Below are 12,505 nucleotides of genomic sequence, written 5' to 3'. Positions count from 1 at the left end.
ACGAAGTTGGGATTGCAACGCCGAAAGCTACTTGCGCTTCCCCCCCGACTGCAAAATCGTTACGGCCCCCACCATGATCCTCGTCATCGACAATTATGACAGCTTCACCTTCAACCTCGTTCATTATCTGATCGAGCTGGGGGCCGACGTGCGCGTCGAGCGCAACGATGCGCTGACCGCCGCCGACGCGATGGCGAGCGGCGCCGATGCGATCCTGATCTCGCCCGGCCCGTGCACGCCGAACGAGGCGGGCATCAGCCTCGACCTCGTCGCCGCTTGCGCCGAAGCGCGGCGCCCGCTGCTCGGCGTATGTTTGGGCCATCAGGCAATCGGCCAGCATTTCGGCGGTATCGTCCAGCGCGGCCACCTGATGCACGGCAAGACCTCGCCCGTGTGCCACGATGGCAGCGGGCTCTACGCCGGCCTGCCCTCGCCGTTTCAGGCGACGCGCTATCACAGCCTCGAGGTCGTCGACATTCCCGCCAGCCTCATCATCAACGCGACCAGCGACGACGGCGCGGTAATGGGTTTCCGCCACGCCGAGCTGCCGATCCACGGCGTGCAATTCCATCCCGAAAGCATCGCGACCGAGCATGGCCACGCCATGCTCGCCAATTTCATGGCATTAGCGGGGTTGCCGGTCGGCGCACGGAAAGCCGCGTGAGCCGGTTCGGGCCGTTTCCCGATCCGGCGCATCTGCTGGATCATGACGAGGCAGCCAACGCTTTCGCGACGATGCTCGATGGCGGCGCGAGCGACGAGAATATCGCCGAATTCCTCTCCGCACTCTCCGACCGCGGCGAAACGATGGTCGAGATCGCCGCCGCGGCGCAGGCGATGCGCGACCGGTTGATACCGATCGATGCTCCCGCCGGCGCAATCGACGTCTGCGGCACCGGCGGCGACGGCCATCACACGCTCAACGTCTCGACCGCGGTCGCAATCGTCGTCGCGGCGTGCGAAGTTCCCGTCGCAAAGCACGGAAATCGTGCCGCTTCGTCCAAATCCGGCGCCGCCGACACGCTCGAAGCGCTCGGCCTCGACATGGAGCGCGCGGCGCTGACGGCCGAGGCGCAGCTCGCCGATCTAGGCATCTGCTTCCTCTTCGCTGCGCACCATCATCCGGCGATGAAACGCATCATGCCGATCCGCAAGGCGCTCGGCCGTCGCACCATCTTCAACCTGATGGGGCCGCTCGCCAATCCGGCGCGCGTCACGCGCCAGCTTATCGGCATCGCGCGCCCCGCTTATGTCCCGGTCTATGCCGCGGCGCTGCACCGGCTCGGAACCGATCATTCGCGCGTCATTTCGGGCGACGAGGGGCTCGACGAACTATCGCTCGCGGGCGGCAACGAAGTGGCGGTCATTACGCCCGAAGGCGTACGCATGCAGCGCAGCCACGCTGCCGATGCCGGCCTGCCGACGCGGCCGCTGGCGGAAATCCGCGGCGGCGATGCGGCCTATAACGCCCGCGCGCTGCAGGCCTTGTTGCAGGGTGAACCCGGTGCCTATCGCGACGCGGTGCTCTACAATGCCGCCGAAGCCCTCATCGTCGCCGGCGCGGCGCAGACGCTGGTCGAGGGCGTCGAGGAAGCCGCCGAGGCGATCGACAAGGGCCTTGCCAACGCGCTGCTCAACTGCTGGATCGCCTACTAGGGTCAGAGTCTGCCAATTGCGCGTCCGAGGTTTGAAGCGATTTTGTTCAGGGCAAGGAAGCGAGGCGCAGGCATATGGGCATATTCCAAGGCTCGCTGACGCAGCCATGGACAAAATCGATCAAATCCCGCAGGGACGCCGAAATGGCTTCGATCTCGCCTCCGCGCGGCCTTGCTGATGGACCCACCATCCGCGGCGGCCACACGAAGTCGATATCTTTGCCATTTCGACGCCTCGGACGTGCAATTGGCAGACTCTGACCCTTGATGAACAAGCTGACGCAAATCCTGGCCACCAAGGCCGACGAAGTCGCCGAACGCCGCGCGCTGCGTTCGCTGTCTGAACTCGACGCGATCGACGCCGGACCGGTGCGCGGCTTCGCCGCCGCTCTGCAGGCCAAGATCGGGGCCGGCGGTTTCGGCTTGATCGCAGAAATAAAGAAAGCTTCACCATCCAAGGGGTTGATAAGGGAAGATTTTGATCCTGCCGATCACGCCCGCGCTTATGCCGCGGGCGGCGCGGCGTGCCTCTCGGTGCTCACCGACGCACCCTGGTTTCAGGGGCATGAGGATTATCTGATCGCCGCGCGCGCCGCCTGCGCCCTCCCCGCGCTGCGCAAGGATTTCATGGTCGACCCGTGGCAGGTCGCCGAGGCGCGCGCGATCGGCGCCGACGCGATCCTGATCATCGTCGCCGCGCTGAGCAACGGCGCGATGCGCGAGATCGAGACGGCCGCGATCGAGCGCGGCATGGATGTGCTGGTCGAGGTGCATGACGAGGCCGAACTCGACCGCGCGCTGACGCGGCTCGAATCGCGCCTGATCGGGGTCAACAACCGCGATTTGCGGACCTTCGAGACCGATCTTGGCGTCACCGAGCGACTGGCAAGACTCGTGCCGTCCGGAACCTTGCTCGTCGGCGAAAGCGGCATCGCCACCCACGCCGACTGCGAACGCCTCGCCCAAAGCGGCGTCCGCGCCTTCCTCGTCGGCGAAAGCCTGATGCGGCAAAGCGACGTCACGGCGGCAACGCGCGCACTGCTCACGGGCGCCACGGCGTGACACGGCCGACGCACCTCGACGAAACCGGGGCTGCGTCGATGGTCGACATCGGCGCCAAGCCCGCCACCCAGCGCCGCGCGGTCGCTGGTGGCCGCATCACCATGTCGGCCGCTGCGCTCGAAGCGATCCGTAGCGGCAATGCGCCCAAGGGCGATGTCCTGTCGACCGCGCGGATCGCCGGGATCATGGCCGCGAAACGCACCGCCGACCTCATCCCGCTCTGCCATCCGCTGGCCCTCACCCATGTCGGGGTCGATTTCGAGTGGGAAGCCGATGGCATCGCGGTGCGCGCGACCGCCGCGACCGCCGGCCCCACCGGGGTCGAGATGGAGGCGCTGACCGCGGCATCGGTCGCGCTGCTCACGCTTTACGACATGGCAAAGGCGCTCGATCGCGCGATGATACTCGGCGATATTCGCTTGCTCGAAAAGAGCGGCGGCCGTTCGGGCGACTGGCGCGCGGAATGAGCAGCTTGCTCCCGGTCGAGGAAGCGCAGGCACGATTGCTCGCCCTGCGCGGTCCGCTTCTACCAGAAAATATCGCTCTTTCCAAATCGCTTGGACGCTATCTTTCAGACGATGTCGTCGCACTCCGCGATCAGCCTGCCGCGCCTTTGTCGGCGATGGACGGCTATGCGATCCGCTTTGACGACCTGCCCGGGCCATGGACCGTTACCGGCGAAGTCGCCGCGGGCGCTGCGCCCAATCGCGCCGTCGGCATGGGCGAAGCGATGCGCATCTTCACCGGCGCCATCCTCCCCGACGGCGCCGACACGGTCGTCGTGCAGGAGGATGTGGCGATCGACGGTACGCAGCTGGCGCTAAGCGGCGACGGCCCCGGCGCGCGCGGCCGTCACATCCGCGATCGCGCCATCGATTTTTCCGCCGGCGCCCGCCTTCTGGCTGCGGGGACGCGGCTGACCCCGGGCGCCATCGCCACCGCGGCGATGAGCGGCGCCGGGCAGTTCGCCGTCGGCAAGCTTCCCCGCGTTGCGATCGTGACGACGGGTGACGAACTCGTCCAGCCGGGCCGTCCGCTCGCGCCGGGCCAGATCCCCGACAGCAATGGCGTGATGCTCGCGGCGATGCTCGCTGGCGAAGTCGCCGACCCAATCCTGCCGCATCATATCCCCGACGACCGCCCTATACTTGCCAAGATTCTCAAGGAGTTGGCGCGACGTCACGACGTCATCGTCACCGTCGGCGGCGCGTCGGTCGGCGACCATGACCATGTCCGCGGCGCGCTCGAGGACGCCGGTGGACATATCGATTTCTGGCGGATCGCGATGCGTCCGGGCAAGCCGCTGATCGCGGGCATGATCGGCGATGCCGTGCTGCTCGGCCTGCCCGGGAACCCGTCGTCGGCCTTCGTCACCGCAACCCTGTTCCTGTTGCCGCTCGTCCGACACCTCGCCGGCGCGCGCGATCCGCTGCCGACGGTCCACAAGGCGCCGATTGCCGAACCGCTGCCGGCGGGCGGCACCCGCCGCGATTATCTGCGCGCGCGCCTTGAAAACGGACGACTGACGCCCTCCTGCGGGCAGGAGAGCGGGCTGACCCTGCCGCTGGCATCGGCCAACGCGCTGCTGATCCGCGACATCGACGCACCGGCGCGCGACGAAGGCGAGATGGCGGACTATATCGTCATCGCTTGACAAGTTCCGCTTTGTTCCACTATCGTTCTCCCTATGTCCGGCAATGGCATCATGGAGAACGACCGATGTTGACCGCAAAGCAGCATGAGCTGCTCCACTTCATCCAGGAACGCCTCGACGCGAGCGGCATCTCACCGTCGTTCGAGGAGATGAAGGAAGCGCTGGGCCTGAAATCGAAATCAGGCATACATCGACTGATAAGCGCTTTGGAAGAAAGGGGTTTTCTCCGCCGCCTTCCCAACCGCGCCCGCGCGCTCGAGGTACTCAAGGTGCCCGAAGCCACGAAGCCGTCTGTGCGCAACGATCGCGACAATATCGTGCCCCTGCGCAAACCCGCTCCCGCGCTGCGGCCGATCGCCGCGAACGACATCGTCGAGGTGCCGCTGCACGGCAAGATCGCCGCGGGCGTGCCGATCGAGGCGTTCGAGGAGCATAATAATCTCGCTGTCCCCGCCGCGCTGCTCGGATCGGGTGAACATTATGCGCTCGAAGTATCGGGCGATTCGATGGTCGAAGCGGGCATCTTCGACGGCGATTATGCGCTGATCCAGAAAGCGAGCACCGCGCGCGAAGGCGATATTGTCGTCGCCTTGGTCGACGGACAGGACGCAACGCTCAAATATTTCCGCCGCGAAGGCCCGATGATCCGGCTCGATCCGGCGAACAGCGCTTACGAACCGCAGCGTTACCCCGCCGAGCGCGTCATCGTGCAAGGGCGCCTGTCGGGACTGCTTCGTCGTTACCACTAAGCTGCTGCGGTAGGCGCCACGGATGGCCGTCGCCCGCGCGAAGCGTGGCGACGGCCTCGGGCTTCTCACCCAGATAAAGCGCAAGCCCCCCGCTTTCGGCCAAGCTGTCGCGGTCGATCGTCATCCATCGCCCCGCGCATTCGTGCGGTAGCCAGCGGTCGCTGATCACGACATCGGCGGCAGCGCAGGCTGACGCCATTTCCGTGCCATCGATCCGGTCGCGCCCGCGCGAGGCAAGGATGACGCGGCGCGCGGCGCCGGTCCCCTGGCTCCAGCGGCAGAAATCGCGATTGCATTCGACATGGCCCAATTCGGCGAGCGCGGCGAGCGGCGCGTCGACACCCGCCGCCTCCGCCATCGTATCGCGGATATAGTCGCCCGCCCGGTCGCGGAGCAGCGCATAGCTGCCATCGGGCAGCGCCGCCGCGATATGGCGGCCATCGCCGGTAACGAGGATGTCGGGGCGCGGCTGGGCGAGCAGCGCTGCCATGCCGATGGCCAGCGGCACCGCCCCCGCACGGCGCCAGCGCGTCTTCCAGAGCAGCAACCACAGCCCGCCGAACACCGCTAGCGCAAAACCCCAGCGCGGAAAGACCGGCAGCGTCGCAATCGCGCCGGGTGCTTCGGCGACCAGGTGCGCGAGGTAAATCAGTCCGCGCAGCGCCTGTTCGGCGACCCACCAGAAGGGCGCACCGAGCCCGATGCCGTCGAACAGCAGTGCCAGCGCTTCGGCGGGCATGATGATAAAGGTCGTCAGCGGGATCGCGACGACATTGGCAAGCGCGCCATAAAGGCCCGCCTTATGAAAATGGAACAGCGCGATCGGCGCCAGCGCGACCTCCACAATAAGCCCGGTGACGAGCAGCCCCGCAACCCCGCGCCCGAAACGGAATATCCATGGCTCCTCGCGGCGCGCGAGAAAGGCCCGCATCGGACGGCTTTCGTGGAGCGCGATGATCGCGGTGACCGCCGCAAAGCTCAGCTGGAAACTCGGCCCCGCAAGCGATTCGGGCCGCCAGACGAGCACGATCAGCGCGCCCGCCGCGACCAGCCGCAAGGTCAACGCCTCGCGCCCCATGAGGAAAGCGACGAGCACGAGCAACGCGGCAATGAACGAACGCAGCGTCGGCACCTCTGCTCCGGCTAATAGCGTATAGGCCCCACCAGCCAGCGCCCCGACCGCCGCGGCAAGCGGCAGTACATAGCCCGCGAGCGCGAGCCGCCGGCTGAGCGCGAACAACCGCAGCGTCAGGAACATGGCAAAGCCGACCACTGCGGTGACGTGCAGGCCGCTGATCGACAGGAGGTGCGCGAGGCCGCTGCGGCGCATCGCTTCCTCATCCACTTCGCTGATCGCGCCGCGATCGCCCGTCACGAGCGCCGCGGCGATGCCCCCCGCCGATCCCTCTACCTGCCCGTGGATATGCGCGCTCAGCCGCGCGCGCAGCGGCGGCGCCCTGGCCCCTGCTCCCGGCGCGCGCGAAACTTCGCCCAGCACCGTCCCGACGGCGCCGATGCGGTCGAACCAGGCGCGCTGTGCAAAATCATAACCGCCGGGCAGGCTTGCGGTCGGCGGCGGCATCAGCCGCGCCCGGACGCCGATCGTCTCGCCGTCTGCAAGCTCCGCCGCCTGCTCGCTCCGCAATGTCAGGCGAATCCGCGGTGGCAGGTCGCTCCGGCGCTGCGGCAATGCGATAATGCGCACCTGGCCCTTCGCCGGCAGCGGCTCGACGCGCTCGACGATCGCGGAAAACCCGGTCGTAACCGGCGCGGCGAGTACCGGCGCCGCAACCCAAAGCGCACGAGCCCAGATGAGCATGACGCCGACCGCCATCGTCCCGCATCCGATGACAATCACCCGTCCGAGGCGGCTTTGCCAGCCGATCAGCATTCCCGCGAGCAGGCCGCCCGCGAGCAGCAGCAATAATCCGATCCAGTGGATTTCGGCCGGAAGCGCGAACCATGCCGCGATTCCCGCGCCGAGCGCGACGGGCAGCCAAAGCCCGATCCGCTCGCGCTCCGCCTCCAGCCGCGCCTCGATCGCGTCGGCCAGCCCGCGCCGGACACTTGCCCAGCGCGCGGCAATGGGCGTTTGAAGCTGCCTTGTCGCCATGCTAGGGGCTCCCCCGATCCCCGTCCAGAAGGACGGCAAATTGAGTGAAAGAGGCCTTGGTGGCAACCGAAAACCAGACCAATTCAACCGAAGCGACCCCAGAAGCGACCGGCGGCGCCGTGGTGACGCGCTTCGCCCCCTCGCCGACCGGCTATCTCCACATCGGCGGCGCGCGCACCGCGCTGTTCAACTGGCTGTTCGCGCGCCATCACGGCGGAAAATTCCTGCTGCGCATCGAGGATACCGACCGCGCGCGATCGACCGACGCGGCGATCGACGCGATCATCGACGGGATGCAATGGCTCGACCTCGATTGGGACGGCGAGACGGTGTTCCAGTTCGCCCGCGCCCCGCGCCATGCCGAGGTCGCGGCGGAACTGCTCGCGAAGGGCGAGGCCTATCGCTGCTACCTGACGCAGGACGAGCTCGCCGCAATGCGCGCCGAGGCGCAGGAAAAGCGCCTGCCCTTCCGCGTCCGCAGCCCGTGGCGCGAGCGGAACGATGGCGATCCTTCGGTCCCGCACGTCATTCGCCTCCGCGCGCCGCAGGACGGCGCGGTGACGATCGCCGACAAGGTGCAGGGCGAGGTCACCGTCCAGAACGCCGAACTCGACGATTTCGTCCTGCTGCGCAGCGACGGCACGCCGACCTATATGCTGAGCGTCGTCGTCGACGATAACGACATGGGCGTAACGCACGTCATCCGCGGCGACGACCACCTCAACAACGCTTTCCGGCAGGTCGCGCTGATCCGTTCGATGAACTGGCGCGAGCCCGTCTATGCGCACGTGCCGCTGATCCACGGCGCCGACGGCGCGAAGCTGTCGAAGCGCCACGGCGCGCTCGGCGTCGATGCCTATCGCGACGAAATGGGCTATTTGCCCGAAGCGGTGAACAATTACCTGCTTCGCCTCGGCTGGGGTCATGGCGACGACGAGATCATCAGCCGCGAACAGGCGACGCAATGGTTCGATCTTGCGCATGTCGGCCGCTCGCCGTCGCGTTTCGACTTCAAGAAGCTCGAAAATCTGAACGGCCATTATATTCGCGAGGCCGACGATGCCCGGCTGGCGGAACTCGTTGCGCCGCGCGTCGAAAGGCTCGTCGGGCGCGCGCTCGATGGCCTCGGCCGCGAGTTGCTGCGGCGCGCGATGGAATCGCTCAAGCCGCGTGCGAAGACGCTCGACAAGATCGCCGACGGCGCGATTTTCTTGTTCCAGCCGGACCCGTTGCCGGTAGACGAAAAGGCGGCCGAGGTGCTAAAGGCCTCGCCCGAAGGCCTGCTGGCCGCTGTAACACAGCGGCTGCGCGGGCTCGAACATTGGACGACAGAAGAGCTGGATGCAGCCGTGCGCGCCGAAGCCGAAGCCGCCGAACTGGGGCTCGGCAAGCTGGCGCAACCCTTGCGCGCTGCCCTAACCGGCCGGACCGTTTCCCCAGGGATTTTCGACGTGCTGTTGTTGCTCGGACGCGATGTCAGTCTGGCGCGACTTGACGCAGCGCAACATTATCCGGCAGGGGCGTAGCCACTCTCTCTCCCGCCGTCAGAACAGGGAAAAAACATGACCGATCAGCCAGCAAAAATCACCCTGGGCGACAAGACTGTCGAGAGCCCCGTGCTGTCGGGCACCGTGGGCCCGGACGTTGTCGATATCCGCAAATTCTATGCGCAAACCGGCGCGTTCACCTATGATCCCGGCTTCACCTCGACCGCGAGCTGCGAATCGCAGATCACCTATATCGACGGCGACGAAGGCGTCCTGCTCCACCGCGGCTATGCGATCGGCGACCTTGCCGAACATTCGAGCTTCATGGAGGTCTGCTACCTCCTGCTGAACGGCGAACTGCCGAACGCCGACGAACTGACCTCGTTCGATACGACGATCACACGCCACACGATGCTCCACGAGCAGCTCGCGACCTTCTACCGCGGTTTCCGCCGCGACGCGCACCCGATGGCGGTGATGTGCGGCGTCGTCGGGGCGCTCAGCGCTTTCTATCACGATTCGACCGAGATCCACGATCCGCACCAGCGGATGATCGCGAGCCACCGGCTGATCGCGAAGATGCCGACGATCGCCGCGATGGCGTATAAATATTCGGTCGGCCAGCCGTTCGTCTATCCCGACAATTCGCTGAGCTACACCGGCAATTTCCTGCGCATGACCTTTGGCGTGCCCGCGGAACCTTATGAGGTGAACCCGGTCGTCGAACGCGCGCTCGACCGCATCTTCATCCTTCACGCCGACCATGAGCAGAATGCGTCGACGTCGACCGTTCGCCTTGCGGGTTCGTCGGGCGCCAATCCCTTCGCGTGCATCGCGGCGGGCATCGCCTGCCTGTGGGGGCCCGCGCATGGCGGTGCGAACGAAGCCGCGCTCAACATGCTGCGCGAAATCGGCCGCCCGGAGCGCATTCCCGAATATATCGCGCGCGCGAAGGACAAGGACGATCCGTTCCGCCTGATGGGCTTCGGTCACCGCGTTTATAAAAACTATGATCCGCGCGCGACCGTGATGCAAAAGACCGTGCGCGAGGTTTTCGACGCGCTCAAGGTCAACGACCCGGTGTTCGAAGTCGCGCTGCAGCTCGAAGAAATGGCGCTCAACGACCCCTATTTCATCGAGAAGAAGCTGTTCCCGAACGTCGATTTCTATTCGGGCGTGATCCTGTCGGCGATCGGTTTCCCGACGACGATGTTCACCGCGCTCTTCGCGCTCGCCCGCACCGTCGGCTGGGTCGCGCAGTGGAACGAAATGATTTCGGATCCCGCGCAGAAGATCGGCCGCCCGCGCCAGCTCTATACCGGCCCGACGCACCGTCCGTTCATCCCGGTCGACAAGCGCTAAGCCCCGGTTTCAGAGAAAGTTTTCCGGAGCGGCGGTGCAGGAAACTGCGCCGCCGTTTCGATTCAAGCTTCGCGCACCGGCAAGCTGAGCGTGAAGCGCGCGCCCTGCCCCGGCGCGCTCTCGACGGTCAACTCGCCGTCCATCGCGCGCGCAAGCCGCCGCGCGATATAGAGGCCGAGGCCCGATCCGCCGCTGTCGGTGCGGCCCAGTCGTTCGAACTTCTCGAACACCACGGCCTGCTGCTCGGCATCGATCCCCTGCCCCTGGTCGGCGACGGTCACCATCGCGCGGTCGCCTTCGCGGTTCACGCGGATCCAGATCAGCGAATTGTCGGGCGAATAGCGGATCGCATTGCCGAGCAGGTTCAACAGCACCTGCAACACGCGGCGGAACTCGCCCGTCGCGGGCATCTGATCGTCGGTGCGCGGGGCGTCGATTCGGATGCCCTTTTCCTCGGCCTTCATCCCGAGCAGGCCGACCGCGCGGCGCGCGAGGTCGCCAAGGTCGATTTCATCACGCGCCGCCTTGAACCCCGGCCGCTCGATATTCTGAAGGTCGGCCAGATCGTCGACAAGCCCGAGCAGATGCCGTCCGGCATGCGCAATATCGCCGGCATAGCGCGCATAATCGGCGCGGATTGGCCCGTCGAACTGGCCCGAAATCGTCTCCGCGGTCGCGATGATGCGGCTCAGCGGTCCGCGCAGCGCGCCGTCGATCCGCCGCCCGAATTGCGGGTCGGACAAGGGAAGCGATCCAAAGGCGGGGTCGACCCGCGCTGCGCTGGGCATCGGCTCGGCGGCCGCCTGTGCGTCAGCGGGCGCGGCGAGCCCCCGGAAACCCGTGAATCGCCCGGTCGCATCGAACAGCGCCTCGCCCGACAGCGTCATCGCTGTGCGCGCCGCCGAACCATCGGCCTGGACATGTTGACCCTCGAACCGCGATTGCCGCGCGAGCGCGCGCAACACTGGAAAGCGGCCATCTTCGTCGGGTTGCAGCTCGAACAGCTCCGAAAGCGATCGCCCCTCCCAATCTTCGGGCACCGCCGGGGCGTCGGACGCGCCGCGCAACGCGACCATGCGCAATTGCTGGTCGCATTCCCACGTCCAGCTCTGCGGCACGATCGCGCTGTCGGCGATCGCCGGTATCTGTGGCTGCACCACGGCCTGCGTGCGCCAGTCGCTGATCTCGAGACTCGCGCCGTCGGCGTCGGGCACGATACGGACGAGCGCGTGGATGTCGCTATGGTCGTCGGCAGCGTACAGGGGCCGGCTGATGTCACAGTGCAGTCGCTGCGCGAGCGCGACAAGCCGCGCGAGGTGCGGCAACGCCAGCGGCTTGTCGAGCCCCGCACCCGCACGCTGTTGCAGGCGTAGCAGCGGGGCATCGGCGCTGACCAGCGCGCCCGACCGGTCGATCCGGCCGCGGACGATACGCTCGGTCATCGCGAGACCTGCTCGGATACGGCGGCGTCGACATAGCCCCCGGCGCTGCCGTCGGCCACGGCGCGTGCCGGTAGCATCGCCAGCGACGCCTCGAGCGGCGCCAACGCGGCGCGATCGAGCCGCAGCGGCGCGAGCAACGATGGCAGGGCAGCGGTTTCGGTGGTGAGCAACGCGAGCGCCATCTCCTCGAAGGTCCGATGGTGTGCCGCGGCGGCGAGCGCAATCAGCACGGGCCAGTTGTGCCGGACGATCGCGGTTCGCGCGACGTCGGGAACGGCTGGACCCAATATCCCGTAATAAGCAGCACCAGCGCGTGCGATGCCCGTTTCGCTCGTGTGCCGTTCGATCGCCGTCCGCACGGCTTCGCCCAGTTCGGCGGCGCGGGCCTGATCCTTGCTCACCTCGGCCAGCCGCCATGCGGCGACGTCGAGCAGCAGCACCCGGAACAGCTCGCCATCGAGGTCCGCCACGGCAAGCGCGGGGTTGCCCAGCGCGTCGAAGCGGCGGCGGTCGGCAATCTGCAGCGCCAGATAGGCGCGATCGACGTCGGACAAAGCTTCGCCGACCGCGAGCGCTTCGGCGACCTCCTCATCGGGTTCGGCCAGGACCAGCGGCACACTGGTCCGCAGCACCGATTGCTCGCGCCAGCGATGTTCTTCAGCGCGCGCGAAACAGATGCCCGCGAGCCGTTCGGCGCACGGAAGTCCACCGCGTAGCCATTCGCTCCACAAAGTGTCGGGATCGATACCGGGATCGAGCCGCGCGGCGACGTCGGCGACCAGCCGTCGCGCAACCCCCAACGACAGCGCACGCTGCTCCTCGGTCAGCCGGCCGGCGATGGGCGCGGCCAGATAATCCGCTAGTTCGCGCAGGCGCGCCGACAGCGTCGGCGACGGCGGATCGATGCCGGGCGAGGAGAGCGATTCACTCATGCGTGTCCGCCAATAACAGGATGGCGTTAATAGGCGTTAAACCTTGAAG

At 66.9% G+C, this 12,505-nt stretch carries 11 protein-coding genes; 8 read left to right on the top strand and 3 right to left on the bottom strand.

Annotated elements, in window-relative coordinates:
- Nucleotides 1-73 precede the first annotated feature (73 nt).
- From V6M50_RS09535 to lexA, 6 genes are all read left to right on the top strand, one after another.
- Nucleotides 74-664: an anthranilate synthase component II gene (locus tag V6M50_RS09535; protein WP_332818324.1), complete on the top strand. Its 591-nt coding sequence runs from the start codon at nt 74-76 to the stop codon at nt 662-664.
- Complete coding sequence (gene trpD, locus V6M50_RS09530; RefSeq protein ID WP_332818323.1) at nt 661-1,656, top strand: anthranilate phosphoribosyltransferase; 996 nt, start codon at nt 661-663, stop codon at nt 1,654-1,656. The genes V6M50_RS09535 and trpD overlap by 4 nt, the downstream gene beginning before the upstream one ends.
- 266 nt (nt 1,657-1,922) lie before the next feature.
- The gene (gene trpC / locus V6M50_RS09525; RefSeq protein WP_332818322.1) at nt 1,923-2,717 is read left to right on the top strand and encodes an indole-3-glycerol phosphate synthase TrpC; all 795 of its coding nucleotides are present in this window, start codon (nt 1,923-1,925) and stop codon (nt 2,715-2,717) included.
- Nucleotides 2,714-3,184, top strand: a complete 471-nt coding sequence (moaC, locus tag V6M50_RS09520; RefSeq protein WP_332818321.1) for a cyclic pyranopterin monophosphate synthase MoaC — start codon at nt 2,714-2,716, stop codon at nt 3,182-3,184. Before trpC ends, moaC begins: the two co-directional genes overlap by 4 nt.
- Nucleotides 3,181-4,371, top strand: coding sequence for a molybdopterin molybdotransferase MoeA (locus tag V6M50_RS09515; protein ID WP_332818320.1), 1,191 nt, complete (start codon nt 3,181-3,183; stop codon nt 4,369-4,371). The genes moaC and V6M50_RS09515 overlap by 4 nt, the downstream gene beginning before the upstream one ends.
- Nucleotides 4,372-4,436: 65 nt before the next feature.
- On the top strand, nt 4,437-5,120 hold the full coding sequence (gene lexA / locus V6M50_RS09510) for a transcriptional repressor LexA (protein ID WP_332818319.1): 684 nt from the start codon (nt 4,437-4,439) through the stop codon (nt 5,118-5,120).
- On the opposite strand, the gene V6M50_RS09505 is transcribed toward lexA, so the two are convergent.
- Nucleotides 5,074-7,233: a ComEC/Rec2 family competence protein gene (locus V6M50_RS09505; protein ID WP_332818318.1), complete on the bottom strand. Its 2,160-nt coding sequence runs from the start codon at nt 7,231-7,233 to the stop codon at nt 5,074-5,076. The genes lexA and V6M50_RS09505 overlap by 47 nt on opposite strands.
- A gap of 59 nt (nt 7,234-7,292) precedes the next feature.
- Between V6M50_RS09505 and gltX the strand changes: the two genes are divergently transcribed.
- Together gltX and V6M50_RS09495 are read left to right on the top strand one after the other, a co-directional pair.
- Nucleotides 7,293-8,759 (top strand): glutamate--tRNA ligase, encoded by a 1,467-nt coding sequence (gltX, locus tag V6M50_RS09500; protein WP_332818317.1) that lies wholly within the window; start codon nt 7,293-7,295, stop codon nt 8,757-8,759.
- A 36-nt stretch (nt 8,760-8,795) separates the two neighbouring features.
- The gene (locus tag V6M50_RS09495; RefSeq protein WP_332818316.1) at nt 8,796-10,082 is read left to right on the top strand and encodes a citrate synthase; all 1,287 of its coding nucleotides are present in this window, start codon (nt 8,796-8,798) and stop codon (nt 10,080-10,082) included.
- Between the two features lie 62 nt (nt 10,083-10,144).
- Here the strand turns inward: V6M50_RS09495 and V6M50_RS09490 are convergent, their stop codons facing one another.
- Both V6M50_RS09490 and V6M50_RS09485 read right to left on the bottom strand, forming a co-directional pair.
- Nucleotides 10,145-11,524 (bottom strand): sensor histidine kinase, encoded by a 1,380-nt coding sequence (locus tag V6M50_RS09490; RefSeq protein WP_332818315.1) that lies wholly within the window; start codon nt 11,522-11,524, stop codon nt 10,145-10,147.
- Nucleotides 11,521-12,456: a hypothetical protein gene (locus tag V6M50_RS09485; RefSeq protein WP_332818314.1), complete on the bottom strand. Its 936-nt coding sequence runs from the start codon at nt 12,454-12,456 to the stop codon at nt 11,521-11,523. Before V6M50_RS09485 ends, V6M50_RS09490 begins: the two co-directional genes overlap by 4 nt.
- Nucleotides 12,457-12,505 lie beyond the last annotated feature (49 nt).

The organism is Sphingopyxis sp., assembly GCF_036675685.1.
Taxonomy (GTDB): Bacteria; Pseudomonadota; Alphaproteobacteria; order Sphingomonadales; family Sphingomonadaceae; genus Sphingopyxis.
This window is presented reverse-complemented; position numbering and strand designations above follow the sequence as displayed.

Coding starts and splice junctions, on each gene's coding strand:
- V6M50_RS09535 (WP_332818324.1), top strand. CDS start 74: ATGATCCTCGTCATCGACAATTATGACAGCTTCACCTTCAACCTCGTT.
- trpC (WP_332818322.1), top strand. CDS start 1,923: ATGAACAAGCTGACGCAAATCCTGGCCACCAAGGCCGACGAAGTCGCC.
- V6M50_RS09515 (WP_332818320.1), top strand. CDS start 3,181: ATGAGCAGCTTGCTCCCGGTCGAGGAAGCGCAGGCACGATTGCTCGCC.
- lexA (WP_332818319.1), top strand. CDS start 4,437: ATGTTGACCGCAAAGCAGCATGAGCTGCTCCACTTCATCCAGGAACGC.
- V6M50_RS09505 (WP_332818318.1), bottom strand. CDS start 7,233: ATGGCGACAAGGCAGCTTCAAACGCCCATTGCCGCGCGCTGGGCAAGT.
- V6M50_RS09495 (WP_332818316.1), top strand. CDS start 8,796: ATGACCGATCAGCCAGCAAAAATCACCCTGGGCGACAAGACTGTCGAG.
- V6M50_RS09490 (WP_332818315.1), bottom strand. CDS start 11,524: ATGACCGAGCGTATCGTCCGCGGCCGGATCGACCGGTCGGGCGCGCTG.
- V6M50_RS09485 (WP_332818314.1), bottom strand. CDS start 12,456: ATGAGTGAATCGCTCTCCTCGCCCGGCATCGATCCGCCGTCGCCGACG.